The organism is Exiguobacterium aurantiacum, from assembly GCF_001766415.1.
Lineage (GTDB): Bacteria > Bacillota > Bacilli > Exiguobacteriales > Exiguobacteriaceae > Exiguobacterium > Exiguobacterium aurantiacum_A.
The window spans coordinates 61,095-87,597 of the sequence record NZ_MKXO01000003.1 but is presented as its reverse complement, the minus strand read 5'-3'; the positions used below and the strand labels follow the sequence as shown (position 1 = coordinate 87,597).

23 protein-coding genes are annotated in these 26,503 nt (G+C 54.1%); 11 read left to right on the top strand and 12 right to left on the bottom strand.

The window, feature by feature from the left end:
- Nucleotides 1–2: 2 nt before the first annotated feature.
- Genes BJU60_RS08080 through BJU60_RS08070 form a run of 3 tightly spaced genes read right to left on the bottom strand, consistent with a single transcriptional unit; the run spans nt 3 to nt 3,886 of the window.
- Nucleotides 3–1,220, bottom strand: a complete 1,218-nt coding sequence (locus tag BJU60_RS08080) for a GTP-binding protein (protein ID WP_167615687.1) — start codon at nt 1,218–1,220, stop codon at nt 3–5.
- Between the two features lie 15 nt (nt 1,221–1,235).
- Nucleotides 1,236–2,810 carry a nucleoside recognition domain-containing protein gene (locus BJU60_RS08075; RefSeq protein WP_070328382.1) on the bottom strand — a complete coding sequence of 525 codons (1,575 nt, stop codon included), beginning with the start codon at nt 2,808–2,810 and terminating at the stop codon, nt 1,236–1,238.
- Complete coding sequence (locus BJU60_RS08070) at nt 2,810–3,886, bottom strand: NAD(P)/FAD-dependent oxidoreductase (RefSeq protein WP_070328381.1); 1,077 nt, start codon at nt 3,884–3,886, stop codon at nt 2,810–2,812. The genes BJU60_RS08075 and BJU60_RS08070 overlap by 1 nt, the downstream gene beginning before the upstream one ends.
- 183 nt (nt 3,887–4,069) lie before the next feature.
- On the opposite strand from BJU60_RS08070, the gene gnd reads away from it, so the two are divergent.
- The 4 genes from gnd to BJU60_RS08050 all read left to right on the top strand — a co-directional run bounded on the left by gnd (nt 4,070) and on the right by BJU60_RS08050 (nt 8,429).
- Complete coding sequence (gene gnd, locus BJU60_RS08065; RefSeq protein WP_070328380.1) at nt 4,070–4,954, top strand: phosphogluconate dehydrogenase (NAD(+)-dependent, decarboxylating); 885 nt, start codon at nt 4,070–4,072, stop codon at nt 4,952–4,954.
- 82 nt (nt 4,955–5,036) lie between these two features.
- On the top strand, nt 5,037–6,380 hold the full coding sequence (locus BJU60_RS08060; RefSeq protein ID WP_070328379.1) for a GntT/GntP/DsdX family permease: 1,344 nt from the start codon (nt 5,037–5,039) through the stop codon (nt 6,378–6,380).
- A gap of 16 nt (nt 6,381–6,396) precedes the next feature.
- Complete coding sequence (gene gntK, locus BJU60_RS08055; RefSeq protein ID WP_070328378.1) at nt 6,397–7,896, top strand: gluconokinase; 1,500 nt, start codon at nt 6,397–6,399, stop codon at nt 7,894–7,896.
- Between the two features lie 230 nt (nt 7,897–8,126).
- Nucleotides 8,127–8,429 (top strand): hypothetical protein, encoded by a 303-nt coding sequence (locus tag BJU60_RS08050; RefSeq protein ID WP_070328377.1) that lies wholly within the window; start codon nt 8,127–8,129, stop codon nt 8,427–8,429.
- A gap of 43 nt (nt 8,430–8,472) precedes the next feature.
- On the opposite strand, the gene BJU60_RS08045 is transcribed toward BJU60_RS08050, so the two are convergent.
- Nucleotides 8,473–8,988 (bottom strand): dihydrofolate reductase family protein, encoded by a 516-nt coding sequence (locus BJU60_RS08045; RefSeq protein WP_070328376.1) that lies wholly within the window; start codon nt 8,986–8,988, stop codon nt 8,473–8,475.
- A gap of 75 nt (nt 8,989–9,063) precedes the next feature.
- On the opposite strand from BJU60_RS08045, the gene BJU60_RS08040 reads away from it, so the two are divergent.
- Together BJU60_RS08040 and BJU60_RS08035 are read left to right on the top strand one after the other, a co-directional pair.
- A complete protein-coding gene (locus BJU60_RS08040; protein ID WP_070328375.1) occupies nt 9,064–9,954 on the top strand; it encodes a helix-turn-helix transcriptional regulator in 891 nt (296 codons plus the stop codon).
- 266 nt (nt 9,955–10,220) lie between these two features.
- Nucleotides 10,221–11,312 carry an RNA-guided endonuclease TnpB family protein gene (locus BJU60_RS08035; protein ID WP_070328374.1) on the top strand — a complete coding sequence of 364 codons (1,092 nt, stop codon included), beginning with the start codon at nt 10,221–10,223 and terminating at the stop codon, nt 11,310–11,312.
- A gap of 168 nt (nt 11,313–11,480) precedes the next feature.
- Here the strand turns inward: BJU60_RS08035 and BJU60_RS08030 are convergent, their stop codons facing one another.
- Together BJU60_RS08030 and BJU60_RS08025 are read right to left on the bottom strand one after the other, a co-directional pair.
- A complete protein-coding gene (locus BJU60_RS08030; protein WP_254281672.1) occupies nt 11,481–12,137 on the bottom strand; it encodes an LrgB family protein in 657 nt (218 codons plus the stop codon).
- 14 nt (nt 12,138–12,151) lie between these two features.
- Nucleotides 12,152–12,508, bottom strand: coding sequence for a CidA/LrgA family protein (locus BJU60_RS08025; RefSeq protein WP_070328372.1), 357 nt, complete (start codon nt 12,506–12,508; stop codon nt 12,152–12,154).
- A gap of 151 nt (nt 12,509–12,659) precedes the next feature.
- Here BJU60_RS08025 and BJU60_RS08020 point away from each other — a divergent pair, with 151 nt between their 5' ends.
- The gene (locus BJU60_RS08020; protein WP_070328371.1) at nt 12,660–13,397 is read left to right on the top strand and encodes a YwqG family protein; all 738 of its coding nucleotides are present in this window, start codon (nt 12,660–12,662) and stop codon (nt 13,395–13,397) included.
- Between the two features lie 49 nt (nt 13,398–13,446).
- Here BJU60_RS08020 and BJU60_RS08015 read toward each other — a convergent pair whose 3' ends face one another.
- Together BJU60_RS08015 and BJU60_RS08010 are read right to left on the bottom strand one after the other, a co-directional pair.
- Nucleotides 13,447–16,590 carry an efflux RND transporter permease subunit gene (locus BJU60_RS08015; protein WP_070328370.1) on the bottom strand — a complete coding sequence of 1,048 codons (3,144 nt, stop codon included), beginning with the start codon at nt 16,588–16,590 and terminating at the stop codon, nt 13,447–13,449.
- Between the two features lie 29 nt (nt 16,591–16,619).
- The gene (locus tag BJU60_RS08010; RefSeq protein WP_070328369.1) at nt 16,620–17,186 is read right to left on the bottom strand and encodes a TetR/AcrR family transcriptional regulator; all 567 of its coding nucleotides are present in this window, start codon (nt 17,184–17,186) and stop codon (nt 16,620–16,622) included.
- A 228-nt stretch (nt 17,187–17,414) separates the two neighbouring features.
- Here BJU60_RS08010 and BJU60_RS08005 point away from each other — a divergent pair, with 228 nt between their 5' ends.
- The 3 genes from BJU60_RS08005 to BJU60_RS07995 all read left to right on the top strand — a co-directional run bounded on the left by BJU60_RS08005 (nt 17,415) and on the right by BJU60_RS07995 (nt 20,961).
- On the top strand, nt 17,415–18,485 hold the full coding sequence (locus BJU60_RS08005) for a Fe(3+) ABC transporter substrate-binding protein (RefSeq protein WP_070328368.1): 1,071 nt from the start codon (nt 17,415–17,417) through the stop codon (nt 18,483–18,485).
- A gap of 131 nt (nt 18,486–18,616) precedes the next feature.
- Nucleotides 18,617–20,254 carry an ABC transporter permease gene (locus BJU60_RS08000; protein ID WP_070328367.1) on the top strand — a complete coding sequence of 546 codons (1,638 nt, stop codon included), beginning with the start codon at nt 18,617–18,619 and terminating at the stop codon, nt 20,252–20,254.
- Nucleotides 20,254–20,961 carry an ABC transporter ATP-binding protein gene (locus BJU60_RS07995; protein ID WP_070328366.1) on the top strand — a complete coding sequence of 236 codons (708 nt, stop codon included), beginning with the start codon at nt 20,254–20,256 and terminating at the stop codon, nt 20,959–20,961. The genes BJU60_RS08000 and BJU60_RS07995 overlap by 1 nt, the downstream gene beginning before the upstream one ends.
- A gap of 53 nt (nt 20,962–21,014) precedes the next feature.
- Here the strand turns inward: BJU60_RS07995 and BJU60_RS07990 are convergent, their stop codons facing one another.
- From BJU60_RS07990 to BJU60_RS07975, 4 genes are all read right to left on the bottom strand, one after another.
- Nucleotides 21,015–21,461 (bottom strand): hypothetical protein, encoded by a 447-nt coding sequence (locus tag BJU60_RS07990; protein ID WP_070328365.1) that lies wholly within the window; start codon nt 21,459–21,461, stop codon nt 21,015–21,017.
- A gap of 105 nt (nt 21,462–21,566) precedes the next feature.
- Complete coding sequence (locus BJU60_RS07985; RefSeq protein WP_070328364.1) at nt 21,567–22,463, bottom strand: class F sortase; 897 nt, start codon at nt 22,461–22,463, stop codon at nt 21,567–21,569.
- An 18-nt stretch (nt 22,464–22,481) separates the two neighbouring features.
- Nucleotides 22,482–23,822: a copper amine oxidase gene (locus BJU60_RS07980; protein WP_070328363.1), complete on the bottom strand. Its 1,341-nt coding sequence runs from the start codon at nt 23,820–23,822 to the stop codon at nt 22,482–22,484.
- 83 nt (nt 23,823–23,905) lie between these two features.
- A complete protein-coding gene (locus BJU60_RS07975) occupies nt 23,906–24,685 on the bottom strand; it encodes an AraC family transcriptional regulator (RefSeq protein WP_070328362.1) in 780 nt (259 codons plus the stop codon).
- Between the two features lie 123 nt (nt 24,686–24,808).
- Between BJU60_RS07975 and BJU60_RS07970 the strand changes: the two genes are divergently transcribed.
- Entirely contained in the window at nt 24,809–26,458 is a 1,650-nt protein-coding gene (locus BJU60_RS07970) for a glycoside hydrolase family 13 protein (protein ID WP_070328361.1), read from the top strand.
- Nucleotides 26,459–26,503 lie beyond the last annotated feature (45 nt).

The window sequence follows — 26,503 nt, the reverse complement described above, 5'->3', positions numbered from 1 at the left end:
GGTCACGCCTCCAACCCGAGCGCATGAATCATCCGCTCGTACGCGTCCCGACTCGGTAAGCGGTCGACTGCCTTCAAGTTCGTCTCAAGCTCTGAACGCGTCGCGAGACATGCATCGAGTTCGGCCGTCAATGCCGCCTGGTCAAAACCGATGCCGATCATGACGAGTTCGGTCGAGCGGTCACCATGCTCCGTGTCCCAACGCTCTGACAAGCCCGGCATCTCCCGTAAGTAATAGTCTTGGTCGAGCATCGGCAGCGTCGCGACCCAGCGGCTGACGTGCTCGAGCGAATGATGGAAGCCGGCCCGGCTGAACTCGCTGACGAGGTTATGTCGTGAGGCGATCCAGAGGAACCCTTTCGCCCGGACGACCTCGATTGGCCACTTGTCTAAAAAGGCGGCGAAGCGCTCAGGGTGGAACGGACGGTTCGCCCGATAGACGAAGCTCGAGATGCCGTACGCTTCGGTCTCCGGGGTATGGTGATGATGTCCGCCTTGAAGCTCGCGCACCCAACCGGCGTTCAACTGCGCTTCTTCGAAATCGAACAAGTCGAGCGTTAAAATGTCGGTCGACACTTGACCGAACGTCGACTCGATGACGAGCGCGCCCGGATTGAGCGCCTTCAGCGTCTGTCTGACTTCTTTCAGCGTATCAGGGGTCATCCGGTCCACTTTGTTCAAGACGATGACGTTGGCGAACTCGACCTGCTCGATCAACAGATCGGCGATCGTCCGGTCGTCTTCGTCACCGACGGCCTGGTCACGGTCAAGGAGTGCGTCACGCGAACGGACGTCCTGCATGAATCCATACGCATCGACGACGGTCACCATCGCGTTGATTTTCGTATAGCGCGACAAGTCGATCCCGTTCTCTTCATCGGCGAACGTGAACGTCTGGGCGACCGGTACCGGCTCCGAGATCCCACTCGACTCGATGACGATCCCGTCGTAGTCTCCTTCTTTGACGAGGCGCTCGACTTCAATCAACAAGTCGTCGCGGAGCGTGCAACAAATGCAACCGTTCGACAGTTCGACGAGCTTCTCTTCCGTCCGCGCAAATCCGCCCTGGTCGATCAAGGCGGCGTCGATATTGACCTCGCTCATATCGTTGACGATGACGGCGAGACGCTTGCCCTCGCGGTTGTTGAGCCAATGGTTCAATACGGTTGTCTTGCCCGCGCCGAGGTAACCCGACAGGACGGTAACTGGAATTTTGTTCATCATGTATTCCTCCTTTTATAATAGGTGCGACAAAATAAAGACGGCGCCGAACGCCGTCGCGAACTGAAGCGCGATCGTCCGCGTCGCCTGGCGCCAACCGAACAGTTTGCCGAGTTTTGTCATCGTGACGAGACACGACGTCGCCACCGAGGCGAACAAGACGAGTAAGAACACGTCGACGGTCGCCATGGCTGATGCCGATTCGTTCAATAATAAAATCCCATCTTTTCGGATGATGCTCGCGAACAAGGCGGTCGCACCGACAGCCGGCAATTGTAAGAGCGACAGGATCGGTGTCATCGCCGACTCGAGCAGCGCGATCAGCCCAGTCCAATCGAGCAGCGCCGCGACCAGACAGATGAGCAAGAAGAGCGGCATCGCCTGCGTCATGAATTGACCGACGACGTCGCGGACGTGGCGCAGCACGTTCGCGGCCTGGGCCGGCTGCAAGAACGTCTCATGCCGCCAGAACAGCGGCACTTCTTTACGGGCAAACAGCTTCAAGTGCACGAGCGAGATGACGAGCAGGCTGAACACGTACGGGAACACGAGCATCGGCTTCCCGATGGCGCCGAACACGGACAGTGTCGCCCCCATCTGATAGCTGCACGCCGAACCGATCGAGATGAGCGAGGCGCAGTTCTTCTGTGTGCACGCATGACACCCTTTCGTCTGATCGAGCGCCGTCACGTTGCAACCGAAGCCACCAAGGAACGGAATCAAGTCCTGGCCACTCAAGCCGAGCTTGCGCATGACCGGATCGAGTGCGTCCGCAAGCTTGTCCTTCAGTCCGGTGTCATCAGTCACACCGACCATCACGCCGAGCAAGACGACGACCGGGAACGCCCAGACGAACGAATAGAGGCCGAGCGACAGCAAACCGAAATCGCCGAACAGCATCGTCGTTAAAAAGGCCCCGTCGATAAACGTCGACCCGACGTCAACGAAGCGCTCGATGAACGGCTCGAGCCTGCTCGCCACTTGATAGGCGAGGGCGACCGGGAGCCCGTACAACAGGATAATCGTGAGCACCGCTGCGACGACCCCGCCGACAGGGTGCTTCAAGAACAGATTGACCGGGTCCGTCTGCTTGACGTATAGACTCGTCAAGGCCGAGACATCTGCTAAGGACAGTGCCCGTGCCTCGGTCAACTGTTTGAAAAACGATTGTGTCTTCCACGTGCTGCCGGGCGTCTGCAGCATGACGTGGGGAATTTGCCGCTTCTTCAACTGGTGCTCGACTCGGCGCAGCGAATCCTCATCAAGTCGGTCGATGTGTGAGATGACGAGCAAAATCCGTTTGCCCGACGTGAGGACCCGTTCAAGCCGCTTCCACTCACGAATCAACTGATGAGCCCGAGCAAAGACGACATGGACGTCCGCTTCGTCCGTCACATGGCGATAGCGCTCGAAATCGGTGTCGTGCCGCAGCCCCGGCATGTCATGAAACGTCAGTCCGTTCGCCTCGAACGAGACGACATCGGTCGTCGACCCACGCTGGTTCAAGCCACGGGCCGTCTTGTACTGACTCAGCCGATAGAGGAGGCTCGATTTGCCGGACGATTCGAGTCCGATCAGTGCGACGTCCATCAGCAGTCACATCCGGCGTCGCAGCAGGACAAGTCGTCCAAAAACATATCGTTGTCAATATAGTCGTTGAAGACGTCGGCCTGGTCCTTGTCCACCTGCTGGTCCGACAGTGTCAACATCGTCTCGGCGACGACGGCGAAGCGCTGACGATATTTATAAAGGAAACAGAAGATGACGTTACGTTGCCGGACACTCGGTCCGATTAAAAATAGACGCTCGTCAATCGTCGAGCCGTCTCGGTCGTTCAAGACCGGCATACCGGAGGCGTCCCATTCGAACCATTCGCGGAACGGACCGAGGTTCGGTTTATAGCCGGTGGCGACGATTGGGACGTGATCCGTCTTGACCGTTCCGCCGTCCGTCTTGATCGAATAGATGCCATCTTGTTCGGTGATCGCTTGAACGGTCACGAAACGCGTCTTGACGCTCCCGTCCGAGAGCAACGGGAACAAACGTTGTCTCGTGTAAGGTGAGAGCGTCGTCGACGGGTCATGATGCTGCGTCCCCCATTGTTCTTTCATTAGGACGAGGACGTCGCGATGCTTGGCCAAATGGATGGCGGCATCTGCCGCCGACTCACCGCCGCCGATGATGACACTCGTCGACTCTTCGTCATACGCCGTCACGGTCGAGACGTGTTTGCCGGCCTCAAACGGCTGGATCGGCGCACCGTACTCACCCGTCGCCACGATGACAAAATCGCTCAGGCTAGTCCCGTCAGAGTGGCTCAGCTTAAACGCATCACCTTGTTTTTTAATTTTGTAAATGCCTCGCTTCTCGAACGGAATTTCATAAAACGCAACGAGACTCTTTAAGTAGCGTTGATACTCCAATCCGGTGAAACGCTCTTTATGGAGCGAATACGCTGGTGACGTATTCGGTGCGACTGCATTCAAATCGAGGGCGCCAAAACCATGCGCCGTGAAGGACGGGGTCAAAAACGTCGTCTCTTCCGGCCACTTCGCTAAACTGGCCCCAACTTCGTCTCGGTCGACCAAGACGAAAGGTAATCCTAACTTCTTCAATAAAATGGACATTCCAACGCCCGAGGGTCCGGCTCCGATGACGGTAATCATTCGACCACTCCTATCCCTTAATCGTAATCATTACTATTTATAGAACTGCTTGAGTAGGATTGTCAAGTCAGAAACCGGCCAAATAAAAAAATCGAAATAAATTTCAAAAATTAAATTGAAAATCGAATTTTATTTGATATTATGGACTAGAGACGGAAAAAAATTCTTTTTTGAGGTGACGTTATGAAAATCGGTTTGATTGGATTAGGTAAAATGGGTTACAACTTGGCGCTCAATTTGAGCGACCACGGCCACACGGTCATCGGTACGGACGCGTCGAGCGTCGAGGCGACGACAGCGTTTGAGATTGTCCCGACACTCAAGGACGTCGTCGACAAGCTTGAGGCGCCCCGTGTCGTCTGGGCGATGGTCCCGGCTGGTGACATCACGGAGACAGTGCTCACTGAACTCTTCGAGCGACTCGAACCTGGTGACATCGTCATTGACGGCGGCAACTCGAACTATAAATTGTCGGTCGCACGCGCCGAGCAGTTCGCAGAGAAGAACATCTCGTTCTTCGACTGCGGGACGAGCGGCGGGACGGACGGTGCACGCAACGGAGCCTGCACGATGGTCGGCGGTGACGCAAAGGCGTGGCCAACCATCGAGCCGATCTTCAAGGACCTCTCGGTCGAGAACGGCTACTTGTATACGGGACCGGCCGGCAGCGGCCACTTCCTCAAGATGATCCACAACGGCATCGAATACGGCATGATGCAAGCCATTGCCGAAGGGTTTGATATTTTAGAGAAGAGTCCGTTCGACTACGACTACGAACAAGTGGCCCGCGTCTGGAACCACGGCTCGGTCGTCCGGTCATGGCTGATGGAACTGACCGAGAACGCGTTCAAAAAAGACGCCAAGCTCGATGAGATCCGTGGCGTCATGCATTCCTCAGGGGAAGGAAAATGGACGGTCGAGACGGCGCTCGAACTGCAGGCGGCGGCCCCGGTCATCGCCATGTCACTCATGATGCGCTATCGCTCGCTCGAGGACGACACGTTCTCAGGTAAAGTCGTCGCCGCACTCCGCAACGAGTTCGGAGGCCACGCGGTCGTCAAAAAATAATGTTCGGGAGAAGGTCAGGGGTGGCCTTTTCCTTTGTAAAAATTTGTAAACGGTTACACATACGGTAAAGGGGGAACTACATATGGCAGGCTCTACACTTATCTTGATCGCCGTCGCCGGCATCTTCTTGCTCTTATTTTTGGTCATGCGGACGAAACTTCATGCGTTCGTCTCGCTCTTGCTCGTCAGCTTGCTCGTCGGGATCGCGGCCGGAATGCCGCTCGGGGACGTCATTACCTCGATTCAGAACGGGATGGGCGGGACGCTAGGCTTCGTCGCCGTCGTCGTCGGACTCGGTGCCATGTTTGGTAAAATGTTAGAAGTATCAGGTGGCGCGGAACGTCTCGCGCAGACACTCGTCAACAAGTTCGGTGAGGACAAGGCACAATGGGCACTCGCCATCACCGGTTTCATCGTCGCCGTCCCGGTCTTCTTCGACGTCGGCTTCATCATTCTCGTTCCGATCGTTTATGGCCTCGCCAAGCGGACGGGTCGCTCGCTGCTCTACTACGGCATCCCGCTCCTCGCCGGCCTCGCCGTCACACATAGCTTCATCCCGCCGACACCAGGTCCGATTGCGGTCGCAAACCTCATCGGTGCTGAGCTCGGTTGGGTCATCTTGTTCGGAGTGATCGCCGGGATTCCGGCAGCGATTCTCGCCGGTCCAATTTTCGGGAAGTACATCGCGAACAAGATTCACGTCACCATCCCGGACTATATGGAATTTGAAGAGATCGACACATCGAAAGAACTGCCAAGTTTCAAAATGATCATCTCGCTCATCTCGATCCCGCTCGTGTTGATTCTTGCGAATACGTTGTCTGCGGTACTGTTAGATGAAGGAAATACGATTCGTACGTTCTTGACGTTCATGGGTCATCCGTTCGTCGCTTTGACGATCGCGACGCTCCTCACGTTCATCTTCCTCGGCACGCGCCGTGGTTACACACGTGACGAAGTGCAAGAGATTGCGACGAAAGCGCTCGAACCGGCCGGGATCATCATCCTTGTCACCGGTGCCGGCGGCGTGTTCAAACAAATCTTGATCGACTCAGGTGTCGGTGACGTCCTTGGGGAGATGATGGCCGGGTCACCGCTTCCGGCGATCGTGCTCGCCTTCTTGATTGCGACCGTCGTCCGCGTCGCCCAAGGTTCAGCGACCGTATCAATGGTCACGGCGGCAGGACTCATCACGCCGCTTCTTGAGATTCAAAACATCACTGGGGCCGCGCTCGGCTTGATCGTCATCGCCATCGCTTCCGGTGCGACTGTCCTCTCACACGTCAACGACTCGGGCTTCTGGCTCGTCAACCGCTACTTCGGTCTAGACGTGAAAGACACGCTCAAATCGTGGACCGTCATGGAGACGATTATCGGACTGACCGGATTTGCGGTCGTCTTCTTGATCAGCCTATTCATCATTTAACAAAGGAAGTGATTGTGTGTACACCATTGGCGTCGACATTGGGACGACGAGTACAAAAGCCGTCCTGTTTCAGAATCACCAACAACTCGCGGTACATAACGTGCTGTATCCGCTCCTCACCCCGGACACGGAGACGGCCGAGCAAGACCCGGTCGTCATCTACGGGGCGGTGCTTGAAGCAGTCAGTGCCGTCCGGGCGCAAGCCGACGGGCCGATCCGCTTCGTCTCGTTCAGCTCGGCGATGCACAGCTTGATCGCACTCGATGTGTCAGGGCGTCCGCTCACGAACAGTATCACCTGGGCCGATAGCCGGGCCAACCCGTACACGCAGGAGATCAAACGCGACTTTGACGCGAGTGCGCTCCATATGCGCACCGGCACACCGGTCCATCCGATGGCGCCGCTGTCGAAACTGCGTTGGTTAAAAGCGGAACATGCGGACGTGTTCAAGCGTGCCGCCAAGTTCGTCTCGATCAAAGAGTACGTCTTCTATCGCCTGACCGGACGCTTCGTCGTCGACCATTCGATCGCCTCGGCGACCGGTCTGTTCAATTTGAAGACGTGCGACTGGGACGCGGAGGCGTTACATATCGCCGGCGTCACACCGGACCAACTGTCCGAACTCGTGCCGACGACCGAGATCATTCAATTGAAGCAAGACGTGCGTGAGACGCTCGGCTGGGACTTCCCGCTCGTTATCGGGGCAAGCGACGGCGTGCTGTCGAACCTCGGTGTTGGGGCGTTCGAACCGGGCGTCGTCGCCGTCACGATCGGGACGAGCGGTGCCATCCGGACGGTCGTCCGTGAGCCGGTCGAGGACCCGAAAGGCCGGATCTTCTGTTACGCCTTGACCGACAAGCATTGGGTCATCGGTGGACCGGTCAACAACGGCGGCATCATCTTGCGTTGGCTCCGAGACGAGTTCGCAGCGAGCGAGGTCGAGACGGCGAAACGGCTCGGCATGGATGCGTATGATGTACTGACGCGTATCGCTGAAACGGTCAAGCCGGGCTCGGACGGACTCCTGTTCCATCCGTACTTGATGGGCGAACGGGCCCCGCTCTGGGACTCGAACGCGCGCGGCTCATTCTTCGGCCTAAGCATCCATCATAAGCGTGAGCACTTCATCCGTGCCGTCTTAGAAGGCGTCATCTTCAACTTGTATACGGTCATGCTCGCACTCGACGAACTGACGGGCGCACCGAACCGGATCCATGCGACGGGCGGTTTCGCCCAGTCGAAGCTATGGCGCCAGATGATGGCCGACATCTTCGACACGCCGGTCGTCGTGCCGGAAAGTCATGAGAGTTCGTGCTTAGGTGCGGTCATGCTCGGCGAGTATGCGTTCGGTGACATCGACGACTTCACGGCGGTACCGCAAGTGACGCATGAGCACATTCCGGACGTAGAGGCGACGACAATCTACCGGGAACTGCTCCCGATCTATATTCGCTTATCGCGTCATTTCGCGGAAGAGTATGAAGCGATTGCTGCGTTTCAGCGGAAGCATGTATGAGAAAAGCCGAGTCCTTCAAGGGCTCGGTTTTTTGATGGATCCAGTTGGAGGTGCTAGAGTCTATTCATCGTCAGAATACGATCATTCGAATGAATGACAGGATTACGAAAGGATATTCAATTACATATATGGAAAATAACGATAGGGTTAAAAGTGTCTACACTGCTCTTGGAAGGGTTATAAGTTTTAGTGAATGAAAAGGATGATCATCAGGAGAAGGGATTGATTCAGTGGCCATTGCTGTCGGATATATCATTGCATGTATAGGTGCATTTGTGGCTTATTGGTTTAGTACGGGAGAATCGAGAAAGAAAAAATATAAAATATGGGGCATCGCTCTGATGCTTCCCATTTCGCCCGCTTTAGCATTTTCAATCGGGCTCTCTTATGCAATTAGTGTCGAAAATGGTTGGGCCGGATTAATCATGTGGCTTATCTTCCCCATTATTTTCTTAATCGGACTGACTCTGCTGTTAGTTGGCATTTTCAAAAAAGAAAAAGATAACCAAGCGAACAGAACTTCTAGTACGTAGAAGTTCTGTTTTTCTATAGATATCTTCGAAAAATCGACCTATTTCACTCGTACGTCACCATGACAAACTGTCCGGACTCACGCTGACTCGTCAGTCTCAACTTCGTCTCCTTCGTGCCTTCCGGGAATAGCGGGATGCCTTCTCCTAGGATGACCGGGGCGATGGCGATCTCATAGCTGTCGATCAGGTCGTGCTCCATCGCTGCTTTGATGACCTCGCCGCCCCCGACAATCCAAATGTCCCCGTCGATGTCTTGCTTCAAGCGTTCGATGAGCTGTTCAATCGGTTCATCCGTGAACGTGACGTGCTCGGCTTCCCGGTCCGGACTGCGTGTGAGAATATAGTTCGGGATGTTCGCATATGGATAATGATTGTCCTCGAGCCTGAGCACTTCCTCGTACGTCTTCCGTCCCATGATGACCGCGCCGACTGTCTTGAAGAAATCGGTGTAGCCGTTATTCCCTTCCCCCTCGACCGCGAACAACCAATCGAGTTGGTTGTTCGTACGGGCGATTTTTCCATCTAAACTCGCCGCGATATATAAAACGACGTTTGCCATAATGAATTCCTCCTTGATTCGTGATACATTCAGCTTACATGATAAACACGACAAAACATGACGGGAATTGATGAGATGAAAAAACGACATCTTCACTTGATTCGACTATTGAACCGGGGACGACGGTTCAAGGCGGACGAACTCGCCCATGAGACGGGCGCCTCGGTCCGGACGATTCAGCGCGACATGCAGACACTCGAGGAGCTAGGCTATCCGATTTGGAGTGTACCCGGCACGGGCGGAGGCTATGAGATGCTGCCGAATCGGTTACTGCCGCCGCTCCAACTCCGGGAGCAAGAAGCGGTCGCGCTCTACCTCACGCTCAAATGGATGGAACAGATTCCGGACGTGCCGTTCGGCGACATGCGCGACACGCTATCCGACTGGTACGTGAACGAGTTGCCACACGACCTTGAGACGAAAATCGCACGGCTTGAAAAGAACATCCTTTGGCTCGGGAATAAGACCGTCCCACCGGCCCTGTTCACGAAAGACGTCTATCGTGCCGTCGAACAACGACAGAACATAGAGATGACATACGCGACGACGAAAGGAAGCCGCACGTTCACCATCGCGCCGGTCGGGATGGCACTTCTCGATTTGAAATGGTATGTGTACGGCCTCTCGGATTACGGACTGCGTCAATATCGGATCGACCGGATCGAAGCGCTGCGCCTACTCGATACGACGTTCGACTCGGACGACTTAGAAACGCTGCTGCAAGCAAGTAATGAACGTTCCGGCGTCACTGTCCGGCTCAACATGACCCTGCTTGGCCAACGTCTGCTTGAAGACGTATTACCGGATATCGCGGAAAAGAATGAGTGGGTCGTGCCGGAAACGGAGCTTTCCTTCTTGTCGCGGCAATTGCTCGCAGCCGGGGCAGAAGTCGAGGTCGTGGCACCGATCGAATTGCGTGAGATGATGCGAGATCAAGCAGCACGGCTTTGGGACCTGTATCGGTAATCAAATCGCCACTCGAATTGAACGAGACGATTGGTTCAGGGCTGTTCTATTTAACATCATTAAGCGAGAATTCTCCCACCTCTAAGCGTCTGGGGCGAGGCCCAACGTAGGTGGGAGATGAATCGCCCGTACATAAACCTCTTGGGCACCCCTGTGACATAATTACGAACATAAGTTCTTGATTCCGTCAGATTTCCCTTCCCCCGCCGCGGGTATCGGAATGGGAAGAGAATCATCCTGACGCCGGGTGTGAAGGAGGGACAGACATGCTGAAGGGCTATAAATACCGGCTCCACCCGACGGCGGCACAGGCCGAGTTCCTGGTCAGGACGATCGGCTGCGCCCGGTTCGTCTACAACAAGCTGCTCGAGGACCGCATCGCCCTCCACGAGGAGGCGAAGGCGAACGGCAGGCCGAAGCGGAAGCCGCCGACGCCGGCCTCCTACAAGCCGCTGTTCCCGTTCCTCTGCGAGGCGGACAGCCTCGCGCTCGCGAACGCGAAGCTTCACCTCGACGCGGCGTTCGCGAAGTTCTTCGCCGGGACGGCCGGCTTCCCGGTGTTCAAGTCGAAACGGAAGGCGCGCGCGTCCTACACGACGAACAACCAGCACGGCACGATCCGCATCGAAGGGGGCCATGTCCGGCTCCCGAAGGTCGGATTCATCCGCTTCACACAGCACCGAATCTTCGACGGCGAGATCCGGTCGGCGACCGTGTCGATGACCAAGACGGGCAAGTTCTTCGTGTCGCTCCTCGTCGAGCAGGACGACGAGCCGTGGGTCCCCGCCGAGCACAAAATCGGGATCGACCTCGGCCTCGGGCACTTCGCCGTCATGACGAACGACGCGCTCGTCACGGAGAAGATCCCGAACCCGCGCAACCTGCGCGAGGCCGAGGCGCGGCTCAAACGTGCGCAGCGCGCGCTGTCCCGCAAGAAGCCCGGCAGCAGGAACCGCGAGAAGGCACGGCTCCTATTGGCCAAGAAGCACGAGCAGGTCAAGAACCGACGGCACGACTTCCTCCACAAGCTGTCGCGACGCATCGTCGACGAGAACCAAGTCGTCGTGGTCGAGACGCTGAAGCCGAGGGAGATGATGCAGGACCGCCGCCTTTCGAAGTCGATCGGGGACGCCGGATGGGGGGAGTTCGTCCGCCAATTGGAATATAAGGCTAGGTTCTATGGACGGACACTCATCCAGGCCGACCCGTGGTTCGCCTCGACCCAAGTCTGTTCGGCCTGCGGCGAGAACGGCGGCAGGAAGGAGCTAGACGTCCGCGAATGGACATGCGCCGCATGCGGGGCGCTCCATGACCGCGACGTCAACGCGAGCCTCAACCTGTTGCGCCTTGCCGACTGAAAACCTTCAGGGCAGGGACTGCCCGACGCGCTTGGTCCACAACCGTGGCTGGTAAAAGCATGGTCTTCCCAAGAAGCTCCCACTTCAAGTTGCGAAGCAAATAAGTGGTGAGTAGTTCACTTATAATATGAGATGTCACATATTATGAAATATTTTGAACGATTGGCATTAGAAAAGGATAGGGAGCAACAACGGCAACAAAAACGACGTGAAGATGGCGGTCAGTCCCATTGCGGCACCACCGGTCGCGCCTGAGAGCGGATGTTCGGTCGCGGCTTGGGCTGTCCCGATGCCGTGGCTGATCGTCCCGAGGGCGAGTCCGCGCGTGAACGGGTCGGTCACGTTGAACATAGATAAAATCACTGGGCCGAGCATGGCGCCAAGGATGCCGCAGGCGACGGCGACCGAAGCGGCGAGCGCGGCGTCACCTTGTAACTGTCGTGCCAGCTCGAGCGCAATCGGCGAGGTCACCGATTTGACGGACAAGGCGAGCAAGACGTGATCCGTCAACTTGAGTGCGGTCCCGAGACCGACAGCGACGAAAATCGTTGATAACGTCCCGAGCACGATGGCACCGAGCGCTCGTTTAGCCCGAGCGAGCAGGATCGGCAAGTTGCGATAGAGCGGCAAACCGAGCGCCACTGTCGCCGGCCCGAGCAGTGTCGTGATCGCATCTTTCGCCGGCGCATACGTGTCGTACGTCTGTCCAGAGACGAGCAATAACAAGATGAGCGTGAGCGTGCTCAAAAAAACAACGTTCGTGAACGGGGACGCCCATTTGAATGACAGCTTCCGGCTCAACATATAGACGGCAATGGTAATCAATATCCAGAAGACGGTCATGACGCCTCACCGTGTTTTCCGGAAACGAGCGCCGTCACGACGAGGCCGATCGTCATGCTGATGATCAAGGCAAGGAAGAGCGGAACGCCTTCTGCCTTTAAAAGCGAGCTATACGACATGAGCCCGACCGCGATCGGGATGAAGAAAAAGGCGAGGTGCTTCGTCAAGAAGCCGGCGCTATCTTCGATCCATTCGACGCGGATGATCTTGGTCATCAATAAGAGCAGTAACAGGACCATGCCGATGACGCTCCCTGGCACTTTTAAAGCGAGCACGGCGACGATCCAATTCCCGAGCGCGCTCAAGCCAAATAAGAGCGAAAGGCCGATAATCCATTTGATAAGACGTTGCATGTGATTCATCCTTTCGCATATACATTCAAAACGTATGAATTCTCTCAAACTTTATCATCTAGGTCAAGATGGAGGCTATGACAAAAAAGATTATGGGTACGTATGTTCGGGGTGGTATAATGAGCTCACTACTAACAAATGAGGTGTATTTATGGAACAAACGGCAGTCGAACGGTTCATTCAAGAACATCAAATCAAACATGGGGCAGACGTCTTGAACGCGTTCCAACAACGAATCAATTTGAGTATGGTGCCTCGAACGACACGAGAAGAGGTTGCAATCGGCCACTCGAAATTTGGCGGTTATCCAGATTTACCAATCGGGTCGGACCATCCGGGAGAGAACTTGACGTTTTTGGCGCAATTTCGCTTAAGCGACTTTGCCGGCTGTGAGTCGGTCGAGGCGCTTCCAAAAAAAGGGCTGCTGTCTTTCTTTTACGATATGGAAGAACAACCGTGGGGTGACACGGACGAACGTCATCTTTGGCGTGTTGTGTACACGGAAGACACAGACCTTGAACGTGTCAAAGTCGGAGAGGCGCTGAACGAACGGGCAGTCTCGTTTGATGAATCATACGCACCGAACGTTGATGTGCTCGCCTATCTATTGAATGACGATCAGTTCGAGGCGTTCGAAGAGCTGATTGACGATGAGGAATTTCACGCAATCGGCGGTCATCCGAACGCTATTCAAAATGATGTGTTCGAAGAGGTTCAGGACACATATGGTGACCGCTTCAAGCGGCCGTTCCTGCTCTTCCAAATGGATTCGACAGAAGAGCTCGATATCATGTTCGGCGATGTCGGGATCCTCTACTTTTTGATTCCGACAGAGGCGCTTCAGGCCAAACGATTCGAGGAGACCGAAATGATCATGCAATGTTACTGAACACAACAAAAAGAGATTTGACCGGCTCTCGGTCAAATCTCTTTTTGAATTATGCTTGTTGTTTCTTGCGGAATCGAGCGAAGAACTCATAGACGATTGGGACGATGAGCAACGTCAGTAACGTCGAACTTGTGAGTCCGCCGATGACGGTGACACCGAGACCTTTCGAGATGAGTGCGCCGCCTTCGAGTCCGAGGGCGAGTGGTGATAAGGCACCGATTGTCGCGAGCGCCGTCATAAGGATCGGACGGAGTCGCGTACCGGCTGCTTCGAGCAACGCTTCACGCGTCGATAGACCGGCTTCTTCTTTATGAATGACGCGGTCGATCAAGACGATCGCATTTGTGACGACGATCCCAATCAACATGAGCGCACCAATCAAAGCAGATACGGAAATCGTTTCTCCCGTGATCAAGAGGGCGACGAGTCCGCCGATGATCGCATAAGGGAGCGAGAACAATACGACGAACGGGGTAATGGCACCGCCGAACGTGACGACGAGCACCAAGTAGACGATGGCGATGGCTGCGAGCATCGCAAGGCCGAGCTGCGTGAACGATTCTTGAATCTGTTCTGTCACGCCGCCGACGTCATACGAGACGCCCGTCGGGAGATCGATGTCAGAGACACGTTCTTCGATGGCGGCCGACGCTTCCGTCGCCTTGTCCGTGCTAAGTTCGACGCTGACGGTAGCAAGGAGCTTGCCGTCGCGCTGGACGAGCGTGTCCGGTGTCGTGCCTTCTTCGACTTCGATGAAGTCTGAGATTGGGCGCGGCCCGAACGGCGTCGTCACTTCTTGCGCTTGCAAGTCTTCAATGCTGTCATACGTGACTTGTTCCGTCGGGATGATGACGTCGAGCTGTTTGTCATCAATCGTCACACTGGCGAGCGGACTGGCCTGTGCTTGGAACTGACCGATCGTTTGAGCGAGTTGAGCGGCCGAGACGCCAGCTTCAGCTGCTGCTTGTTGATCGACGTTGAACGTGTACTGGACGTATGACTCACGAAGATCAGACGTCGCTTGGCGGACGTAGTCCGTCTCTTCTTCGATCGTCTCGATGAATGTCGGGACAATCGCTTCAAGATCTTCGAGCGAGTTGGCGTAGACGTTATACGTCACACCGCTCGTTCCGGCACCGCCGGCGAAGTTTTGTTCTTTCCATTCTCCGCCTGAGGCAAGTTCGTTCAATTGTTCGATGTCTGCCAATTTGACGTCGGCAAAGTCTTCTGTGTCCGGGTCGTACTGGACGATGAAGATCCCTTGCTTGTTATTCCCCGGGTTGAGCGGGTTTTCGCCACCGACCGTGAACTGGACGTCGGTCGCGTTCGGCTGGTCTTCCATAAAGTACGTCTCGGCGATCTCAGCAGCCGCGATCGAGTCGTCAAGCGTCTGTCCCGGTTCCGGGTCGAACGTGACGAACAGCGTCTTATCCGAACCTTGGTTCAAGAAGTTGACCCCGATGGCTGGGACGAGGGCGAAACTGCCGATCAAGAGAAGTGTCGCGAGTCCGAAGACGACGAGCTTGTGGTTGAGCGACCAGTTGAGCACACCGCGGTACCATTCGGCAAGTTTACCGGGTCCTTCTTCCGGCTTCAGCTTGTCACGGTTTTTAAAGAACGAATCGGCCATCATCGGTACGACCGTGATCGCGACGAGGAGCGAAGCGAGCAAGGCGAAGACGACGGTCAAGGCGAACGGCAAGAACAGTTCGCCGACGAAGCCGGTCACGAAACCGAGCGGCAAGAAGACGGCGATCGTCACGATTGTCGATGACGCGATCGGAACGAACACTTCTTTCGTCGCGGCGATGATCAACGCTTTGCCGCGTAACGGTTCGTTCGGACGAGTGAGTCGACGATAAATGTTTTCGATGACGACAATCGAGTCATCGACGACGCGTCCAATCGCGACGGTCATCGCCCCGAGCGTCATGATATTGAGCGTGATATCGAGTTGCTTCAAGACGATGAGCGCCATCAAGAGCGATAGTGGGATCGAGATGACAGCAATGATCGTCGAACGGAAGTTACGAAGGAACACTAAGATGATCAAAATGGCGAATAGTCCGCCGAGTAACGCCTTCGATACCATCGTCTCGACCGATTCTTCAATCGGCTGACCTTGGTCGAGTGTGATTGAGACGTTCGCCGTATCATATTCAGCCTCAAAGTCGTCTAAAATCGTTTTGACGGCGTTGACGACGTCGACGGTGTTCGCGTCTTGTGTCTTCGTCACTTGAATCCCGATCGAACGTTCTCCGTTCGACCGCGAGATCGATTCTTCGATGCCGCGGTCTTCGATTGTCGCGAGTTCGCTTAAAGCGACGGTCGGGACTGTTGTCGGCACATTCGCAGGTGGGACTGTGCCAGGGACTTCGCTTGGCAACTCAGGTGTCTCACCAGCCGGGAATCCGCTTGGCGCCCCTGGGACGGTCGGTTCAGCTGGAGCTGGTGAGTACGGGATTTGCAGGTCGCGGAACGCTTCGAGCGTCTCCGACTTCCCGTCGATGACGACGGCCTGTTCCGTATCCCCGAGCTCGTACAAGCCGAGCGCGATACGGGCATCGTTTGCTTGAATCAACTGTTTGACCGTATCTTCTGTCAAGTTGTATTCGGCAAGTGCGGCCTCGTCGAAGCGAAGCTCGACGCGACGGACTTCTTGACCGGCGATTTGGACGAGCTGGGCACCTTCGACACCTTCAAGGGCCGGTTGGAGCTCGTCTTCGACAAGTTTTGTCAACTCAGCCAAATCGAGGCTTTCATCTGAAACGGCTGCACCGACGACCGGGAACGCGTCGAAGCTGAGGCGTGACACTTGCGGGTCTTGGACGGACTCTGGCAGCTCGACGTTGCTGAGTGCATCTTTGACCTGTTGTTCGGCTGCTTCCATATCCGTGCTGAAATCATAATCGATTTGAATGTTCGAAGCGTTTTGGAACGAAGACGAACGGACTTGTTCGACACCGTTCAAACTCTTCAAGCGATCTTCGAGCACGGTGCTCACTTCGTCGAGCACTTGTTCAGGGGAAGCACCGGGATAAATCGTCGTCACCGAGACGGTCGGTGTCGTGATGTCAGGCAGTGTCTCTAGTTTCATCGTCAGGCCGGCAAAGATTCCGGCGGCCGTTAAGATGATCGTCATCAACCAAACGGCAAACTTGTTGTTGACGGAGAAGGTCGTGATCTTTTGCATGGGGTTCATTTCTCCTCTAATAAATTAGTCTAGTTTCCCGAATCGATGTGTCGGGCGCGCTCGATGAGTCGAGCGATAATGGCTTGTTTTAAAGCGGTAGGGGGGACGCCGACATTGAAGTGTTCGGACATCATCATCCCTTCAAGGGCATAGCGGATGATCATCGTCTCGACGGGATCGCTCGTCTGTTGAAATTCGGCGAAGAACGTGTCGAGGTCATGCTTCCAACGGTCGGCATACGCTTGATCGACGGCGAATAACGTCAAGAAGGCGATCATCTTCTCGGCATCGATATGAATTGGCGAGCGTTCCGGATAGAGTTTCGTCTCATCAAATAGGCGGACGAACGCCTCGACCGGACCGTGGCCGTCAGCCTGAAGTGATTCGTATAAATCGTTTTGTTCGGTTTGAAGCCGTTCGACGATGGCGGTCAAAAGCGCTTCTTTCGACGGATAATGATACAACAGGCCACCTTTTGAGACACCAGCGGTCTTTGCGACTTCCTCTAATGTCAGTTGGTGCACTCCGTGCTCCATGATGATCTCGGTCGCGGCATCTAACAGTTTTTGTTTCGTGATAGTTGATCGGTTTGTCATTTCTTCACTCCTTTCTGTACCGACCAGACGGTCTTTTCAATTCAACTATAGGCGCCTCATCATTTTGAAGTCAAGAAATGATATCGTCAAAACTGTTAAGTTATAAACACATAACTAATGGTAACGTTTTCAAAAAAAAGGTTGACATGAGAATGATTATCATCGATTATAGTGATTGAGAGTAATTATCATTACCAACAAAGAGACTAAAACATGGGGGAAATATAAATGAACAAAAAGTACATGGCACTTGGACTTTCGGCAGCACTTACGACATCACTGCTCGCGGCTTGCGCGAGCACGGAAGAGACGACTACTACAGGGGACAATGAGACGGCAGAAGAATCAAAAGTCGTCAACGTCTACTCGAGCCGTCATTACGATGTCGACAAAGAGCTCTACAAACAGTTCGAAGAAGAGACGGGCGTGAAAGTCAACGTCGTCGAAGGAAAAGGTGATGAACTTCTTGAACGTTTGAACACAGAAGGTGAGAACACGGAAGCGGATCTCTTTATTACTGCTGACGCCGGGAACTTGCACCAGGCAAAAGAAGCAGGGCATCTTCAAGCGGTCGATAGCGATGTGCTTGAGTCGAACATCCCAGAAAAATACCGTGACACGGACAAAGAATGGTTCGGTCTCACGAAGCGTGCACGTGTCATCGTCTACGCGAAAGATCGCGTGAAGCCGGAAGACTTGTCGACGTACGAAGCGCTCACGGAAGAACAGTGGAATGGGAAAGTACTCGTTCGTCCATCTGAAAACATGTACAACATCTCGCTGCTCGCGTCATTCATCGAAGTGAACGGCGTCGACCAAGCGAAAGAATGGGCAGAAGGCATGGTCAACAACATGGCACGTGACCCACAAGGGAACGACCGTGACCAAGCGAAAGCCGTCGTCGCCGGTGAAGGTGATGTGGCCATCATGAACACGTACTACATGGGTCTCATGCTGAACTCAGAAGACGCGGAAGAGAAGAAAGTCGCTGAAGCGCTCGGTGTCTTCTTCCCGAACCAAGACACGACAGGTACGCACGTCAACATCTCTGGAATCGCGATGACGAAAGCGTCGAAGAACTCTGACAACGCGAAGAAACTCATGGAGTTCATGTCTGACCCGTCAGCGCAAGAGCAGTTCGCAAGCGCCAACTACGAGTACCCGGTCAACGAATCGGTCGAGCCGAACGAGCTCCTCAAATCATGGGGTGAGTTCAAAGAGCAAGACATCAACCTATCTGTTCTCGGTGAAAATCAGCAAGAAGCCATCCGCATCTTCAACGAAGCCGGTTGGAAATAAGACGACTTCGGCTTGAACGCATGTTCAGGCCGAAGGTTTTTGCGTTTCCTGACAGTCTAAAGGTATGACCGGGACGATGAAACTGATATGATGGGACAGGAAGTAAATGAAAGAAACGGGAGCTGTAAGACATGAACTGGTATGCAATCAAACGACAACTGAATGGATGGTCCATCCTGAGCTTTATCGCGTTGTCGTTTATCGTCTTGCCAGGAATCGTTGTCTTAGTAGAACTGTTCGCACCGGTCAATGACAATTGGCAACACATCCGCGAATATCTGCTGCCGACGTACGTGAGGAACACGTTGTTCATCATGCTCGTGACCGGTTTCTTGACGACCATCATCGGAACGAGCCTCGCTTGGTTCGTTACGGTGTATGACTTCCCGTTACGGCGATTCTTCAAATGGGCGCTCATCTTGCCGCTCGCAATCCCGCCGTATATCGGTGCTTACACGTATCATGGCATCTTGAACTACACCGGTGTCATCCAGACGACGCTGCGCAACGAGTTTGGCATCACCGTGGATCAGACGTACTTCAATATCATGACGATCCAAGGGACGATCTTCATCTTCACGTTGTTCTTGTATCCGTACATTTATACGATCACACGCGCGTTCCTACACAATCAGTCGTCGTCGATGATCGAGAACGCCCGCATCCTCGGACGCGGGTCGTGGGATATCTTCTTCACCGTCGTCATCCCGATCTCGCGCGTCGCCATCATCGGCGGTGTCAGTCTCGTCTTGATGGAAGTGTTGAACGACTACGGCGTCGTCAAATACTTCGGGATCCAGACGTTCAGTACGGCCATCTTCAGCACGTGGTTCGGTATGAAGGACACGTCTTCAGCGCTAAAACTTGCCGGCACGCTCATGATCATCGTCATCGCCATCTTGATGGCGGAACGACTCGTCCGAGGCCGCAAGCAGTTCAGCTATGCGACGACAAAAGTGAAGCCGCTCAAGCCAAGACCGTTGAACGGCTGGCATCGTTACGCCGTGTTCGGTTACGTGGCGACGATCTTCGGCATCGCCTTCGCGATCCCGTTCATCCAACTCGTCGCTTGGACGTTCTTGACGTTCGAGCAAGTGTTCACGGCTGAATTTTTCCGCCTCGTCTGGAACACGGTGAGCGTCGCCTTTATCGCGACGATCATCATTCTCGTATTCGCACTCATTATCGCCAACTATACGCGGTTGTTCCCATCGAACATGACGCGCGTCATCTCGAAAGTGACGACGCTCGGCTACTCGATCCCGGGAGCGGCCATCGCCATCGCTGTCATCACGTTGTTCTTACTATTAGACGAATGGGTGCTAAAAGTAGCGCTCGCGCTCGATGTCGGACAGACATTCGTGTTCCGGACGACGCTCATCATGCTCATCTTCGCCTACGTCATCCGTTTCCTCGCCATCGGTTACAACTCGATCGAGAGCGGATTCGAGAAAGTCGGGAAGTCGTTCACGGAAGCGTCACGTATGCTCGGTTGGGGCACGGTGCAGACGTTCTTCCGGGTCGATATCCCAATGATCAAAGGGGCGATCATGAGCGCGTTCATCCTCGTCTTCATCGATATTATGAAAGAGTTGCCGCTGACGCTGTTCTTGCAGCCGTTCAACTTCTCGACGCTTGCGACGCAGGCGTTCAAATATGTCAGTGATGAGAAGATTCACGAAGCGGCGCTCGCGTCGATCGTCATCGTTCTCATGAGCGGATTGTTAATCTTTGTGTTCCATAAGGTGCTTGATAAGGAGGCCGACTAATGTTTGTTCAAATCAACGATTTACACTTCAGCTATAAAGGTGCAGAAGCAGAGACGATCAAAGGGTTCTCGCTCTCGATCTCGAAAGGCGAAATCGTATCCCTCCTCGGCGACAGCGGTTCGGGGAAAAGTACGATCTTGCGCCTCATCGCCGGTCTCGAGATGCCAAATCAAGGCGTCGTCGTCGTCAACGATTGCGTCTGTTGTGACGACTGCCAGTTTATGCCGCCCGAACAACGCGGCGTCGGCATGGTGTTTCAAGACTATGCGCTCTTCCCGCACATGACCGTTGAGAAGAACATCCGCTTCGGCCTCCATAAGCTCAGCCGGAAGGAGCGGAACGAACGGGTCGAGGAGATGCTCACGCTCGTGAACTTATCTGAGTTCCGGCATCGCTACCCGTATGAGCTGAGCGGCGGTCAGCAGCAGCGTGTCGCGCTTGCGCGTGCGCTCGCACCGAAGCCGTCCCTCTTGATCTTAGACGAGCCGTTCAGTAACTTGGACACGTCGCTCCAACACCGGATCCGCGACGACTTGCGCCGTCTCCTCAAACAGACGGGCACGACGACGATCTTTGTCACGCACGACGAGGAAGACGCGGAAGCGCTCGCCGACCGTATCGTCTATCTCGGAGAAGGCAAAATTAAAAAGCAGGTCATGACGGAGAACAACAAGACGTTCAACCCGCAGATTCCTTGCTTTGTGTAAGTACGGCGCACTCATTGATCAAAAATGGGTGCGTCTTTTTTTTGTGAAGTTCATTACTCAAAAAATCGATTGTCTAAAACGGACAGATGCTCCTGCCAATCCGACCAGTAGGACTGGAGTGATGTGATCAATCCATGCCCACCAAAGCTAATTGTACTTTCGTGGGACGCATAAATGATCCAGTTCATTTTTTGGTCAAACCAATAGCGTTCTAAATAATGACCTTCATAACAAGGATCTAATGAAGCGGTGTCGATTTGCCATAGTGTACGGTCCTCATGCAGTTCAAATATAAGCTCCGTCCCTTGGTCCCATACCCATTGGCGGATTTCTTCGATTTTTTGATCAACATCTTCAATATAATCGCTGTCGAATGCAATCACATCGAGTCGAGGAGAAGTGGAAAGAGGGTACCAATAATACGAATCGTTCACACCCCAAATGGTGCGAATTCTTCTCTTTAACTGATTTGCGAATGGTTGTGAAAGTCGAGTCCTCATGACTTGAAACTCCTTATCCTAAATCTATGTATTTTTTGCTACATTCACTATATATGGAAAACAGAAAAAATGCCCTTAGATTTTTTATCCAAGGGCGTTTCGTGTCTACTTCGCTGTCTGAGACGGCTTCGACTCATTTCCAAGCCGGTCGATCGCCGTCACGTAATACGTTGCCTGCCCGTTCGTGACTTCAACACTCTTCCGGGCGTGTGACGGGACGCTCTCGATACGTGTCGCGTTCCCGTCGATGACTTCATAGACACGGTAGCCGATGACGGCATCGTCACGGACCGCGTGCCATGTGAGCAGGTTACCGCTTAACGTGACGTTCGTCGGGGCGTCGAGTTCGACTGTCGACTTGATCTCGCTATCGACAAGCTCCGTGTAAACGACGAAACGTTGGTCATAACCGCCGTCCCCGAACGTACCGGAACACGTGATCAAGTTCAAGTTGCGATTTGACGTGGTGCCAAAAATCTCGTCGATCGGGGCATTTTTCGTGTCATAACTCTCTGTTTTTGTGACACGAAATCGCAGCGTGTTGCCGTTCTCGTCGATAATCGACACGTCATCGCCTGTCTTCAGTTGATCGAGTTCATAAAAGACGGCGGGCCCCGTCTTACTATCAACGTGTCCGGCGACGACGGCGTTGCCTTTACTGCCTGGTTTGACACCGGGTTCGAACCAGCCGACTTGATTCTCGTCAACGGGTACGCCCATCTGTCCGTTATCGAGCACGCCAACTTGTTCAATCGCGGTGTCGACATTGATGCTCGGAATTTGGATGCGGACGGGTGTCGCGGCTTTAGTGCTTTCCTCTTCCTCGGCTAAACGAAGTTTCTTCACCTCTTCCTGTAGAAGTGAGAATTCAGCCGATAAATCTGGGCTCTCCTCTATTTGTTTTTCTTCTACAGGTGGCGACGATGATTCTTGAGCGCTCGTCCACGACCAGAAGCCAAAACAAAATAGAGAGAGCGCCAAAAACAAATGGCGCTTGTTCATTGGGCTCTCTCCTTTAGTTTATTGTTCTGATACTTTACGGTTGCGAAGCGTAACAAAGGCGAGCATGATTCCGCCAAGTATAGCAAGGCCAGCGTAAAGAGTATTCATTGATTGTGCTTGTGCACCACCGAGACCTGTTTCAGGCATCGCTTCCGGCATTGCTGTTTCAGCGAACTTGTCAGGCATTTGTGTCACGATCGCGTTACCGAGTGTTTCACCAACACCGAACATGAACGCGTATCCTTCACGGAATGACATCCAAGCTGCATCTGCGTCACCGGCTACATATTGATCGAACGTTTGGAGCACGAGTGCCTCATGTTGCATGATCGCTTCTTGACCGGCCGCTTGTGGCAAGTTGCCTTCTGTCGCCGCATCGAGGAACGTACTGAAGTCGACAGCGAACTGATCGAGTTTCATGCGTGCTTCTTCGATTTTAGCTTCGTCGCCTTCAAGTGTTGCTGCGACGATGTCACCTTGTGCTGTGATGTGGTTTCCGTTCCATACTTTTTCAAACTGAGCCGCACCTTCGTCACCGTAGACCGAACCGATGGCTGCTTTAAAGTCGAGCGTGTTTTGATCTTCAGCCCAGCTGACGTAGTCGAAATCTTCCGCTTTGTCGTAGCCTTTTTGCATGCCGATCGCAGCGAGGGCGAAGTGTTCACCGGCGAGACTGTTCAATGTCGAACGAAGCTCTACAGCTGGCGTGTCAGCAGGTGTCGGGAATTTGTCAGGCATTTGCGTGACGACCGCTCCTGAGAGGGCTTTACTGATGTCGAACATGAGCTTGTAGCCTTCACGGTATGTCATGTAAGCCGACTCGTAGTCACCGGCGACGTAGTTATCAAACACTGAGAGAACTTGGTCTTCGTGAAGTTCAAGGACGTCAGCGGCTGCTTCTTTCGGTAAGTTGCCTTCTGTCGCAGCATCGAGGAATGTCGAGAACTCTTCGACGAACTCATCGACTTCGGCTTCAGCATCGGCACGAAGTTCTTTGTCGTCTGACTTGGCAGCTTCGACGAAGTCAGCCGAGTAGTCGTTATGGCCGGCGAAGATGTCTTCGAACTGAGCCGCGCCTTCATCGCCGTAGATTGAGGCGATGGCTGGCGTCATGTCAAGCGCGTTTTGATCGAGTGCTTTCATTGCGACTTCGGCATCCGGTGCCCCGTCGTAAGCTTTCATCATCGATGTGACGGCTAAGACATAATGCTCAGATAGTAATTGGTCGAGCGTGGCACGAAGGTCTCCAGCTGGTGTGCTCGCTGTTGGAGAGTGGTCAGCTGCCTGTGCGTTCAATGGTACGAGTAACCCCAGTGCCAGTGCCGGTGCTACAAATTTGTTCATTGTTTTTTTCTTCATGTTCAATCGCTCCTTTTTTGTGAGTGGTTGTCGTTGTTTACACCCATCTAACGGAGCGATTCAAAAAATGGATCACTTTTTGATTATTTTTTTTCGTTTTTTTGTTGAAGTGTGCGGTAAACCCCTGGTGCGACGCCATATTTCCGTTTAAAAATCCGGTGGAAATAAGGATACGTTCGAAACCCGGACAGCTCGGCGATCCGTTCGAGCGAATGTTGTGTATACCGCATTTGCTCTTCGGCGAGCTGAAGCCGGATCGTGTGCGCGTACTCGATGATCGTCATCCCGGTCACTTCCTTAAAGAGGTGCACGGTCCGCGATATGCTCAAGCCGACGGCAGCGGCGACGTCGGCAATTTTGAAGTCGGCGGTGACGTTTCCTTCTATATAACGCATCATGCGAGACACGACCGGGGGACGTACATTCGTCCGGACGTCTCGCATCGATCGGTCGAGCATGAGCAGAAGCGCCTCGATCAACTTCTCGATCAACGCAGTGCTCTGTTCATCGGTCGGTCGTCGTGCCTCTTCCGTGACGTGTTGCCAAAGCGAGAGGAGGCGAGGGTCAATCGAGATCGTGGTGAGCCGTGAGCGGGTAGTCGTCGACCACCAGGTGTCGAGCGTCGGACCAGCGCAGAACAAATGATAGTCGCCACTCGCCGGGGTATCGATATTCAACTCATAGTAGTCACCCGGTTTGACGAGCAACAGATCGCCGGGGTACGCGACGTATGTCTCCCCGTTGACGAGGATTCGGGCCGACCCTTCAGTCTGCAAGCGGATCAAGTACGTGTCCAACCGGTTGGCGAACGGAAAAGTATATGCTGCTGTGTGATACGAATAGCCACAAAAGCCGATTTCCATCGAATTACTCCTTTATAATAGCAAGATTGTGCATATTTTAATCATATCATGGATAGGCACAGGCGGCGGGACAAGGTACGATGATGACGTCAGATCTGAACCGATGATGAGGAGGAGACTTTTATGAAACAATGGTGGAAAGAAGCGGTCGTCTATCAGATTTATCCGCGCAGCTTTAACGACTCGAACGGGGACGGAATCGGGGACATCCCGGGCATCACGGAAAAGATGTCCTATTTGGCTGAACTCGGGATCGACGTCATCTGGTTGTCACCGGTGTACGATTCGCCGAACGATGACAACGGCTATGACATCCGCGACTACCGTGCGATTATGGATGAGTTCGGGACGATGGACGATTTCGATGCGATGCTCGAAGAGGCGCACCGTCACGGCATCAAGATCATGATGGACCTCGTCGTCAACCATTCTTCCGATGAGCACCAATGGTTCATGGAGTCTCGGTCTTCGAAAGACAGCCCGTACCGCGACTACTACATTTGGAAAAAAGGCGAGAACGGTCAGCCACCGACGAACTGGGGCGCTTTCTTTGGCGGCAGCGCGTGGGCGTACGATGAAGCGAGCGACGAATATTATCTGCACTTGTTCAGTAAGAAACAGCCCGACTTGAACTGGGAGTCGGAGACGCTGCGCCGCGAAGTGTACGATTTGATGGCTTACTGGCTCGACAAAGGCGTCGACGGTTTCCGGATGGACGTCATCAATATGATCTCGAAAGACCAAAGCTATCCGGACGGGAAGACGCGCGGGACGGGCTACGGAGACGGAACGCCGTTCTTCTTCAACGGACCGCGCATCCATGAGTTCATGCAAGAGATGAATCGTGAAGTGTTGTCGAAGTACGATACGATCACGGTCGGAGAGATGCCGGGTGTCAGCGTCGACGAGGCGAAGCTTTACACCGGTGAAGACCGTGACGAGCTCAACATGGTGTTCCATTTCGAGCACGTCGACGTCGGCAACGGCAGCTTTGGGAAGTGGAATCCGACCGACTGGAAGCTGACGGAGCTGAAGACGATCTTCTCGCGTTGGCAAGAAGGACTCGAGGAAGAGGGCTGGAACAGCCTATATTGGAGCAACCACGACCAACCGCGGGCGATCTCGCGATTCGGCAACGATTCGGATGAGTACCGGGTCGTCTCTGGCAAGATGCTTGCGACACTCCTGCACATGTTGAAAGGGACGCCGTACATTTATCAAGGCGAAGAGTTCGGCATGACGAACGTCGCGTTCGACTCGATCGACAAGTACCGTGACATCGAGACACTCAACGCGTATCGCGATTACACATCGAACGATTTGTTGACGCACGAGGAGATCTTCCGCGGCATCCACGCCCGCGGACGCGACAATTCGCGGACGCCGGTCCAATGGTCGGCTGACGCGCAAGGTGGGTTCACGACCGGTACGCCGTGGATCGATGTCAATCCAAACTATGTCGACGTGAACGCGGAAGCGGCACGTCTTGATCCGAATTCACTCTTCCATTACTACCGTCAGTTGATCGCGCTACGGAAACAGAATCCGGTCGTCGTCTACGGGAAGTATGAGCTGTTGCTCCCAGAAGACGAAGCCGTCTACGCGTTCACGCGGACGCTCGAAGGAGAGACGTGGCTCGTGCTGTGTAACTTCTCTGCAGAAGCCCAAGAACGAACGTTGCCGTATGACGTCAAAGACCGCGTCATCGGCAACATGGAACCGATCGAACCGTTCACGCTTCGTCCGTACGAGGCACAAGTGTACAAACTATGACAAAAAACTCGCCCAAGCGGCGAGTTTTTTTCAAGCGTATAGTAT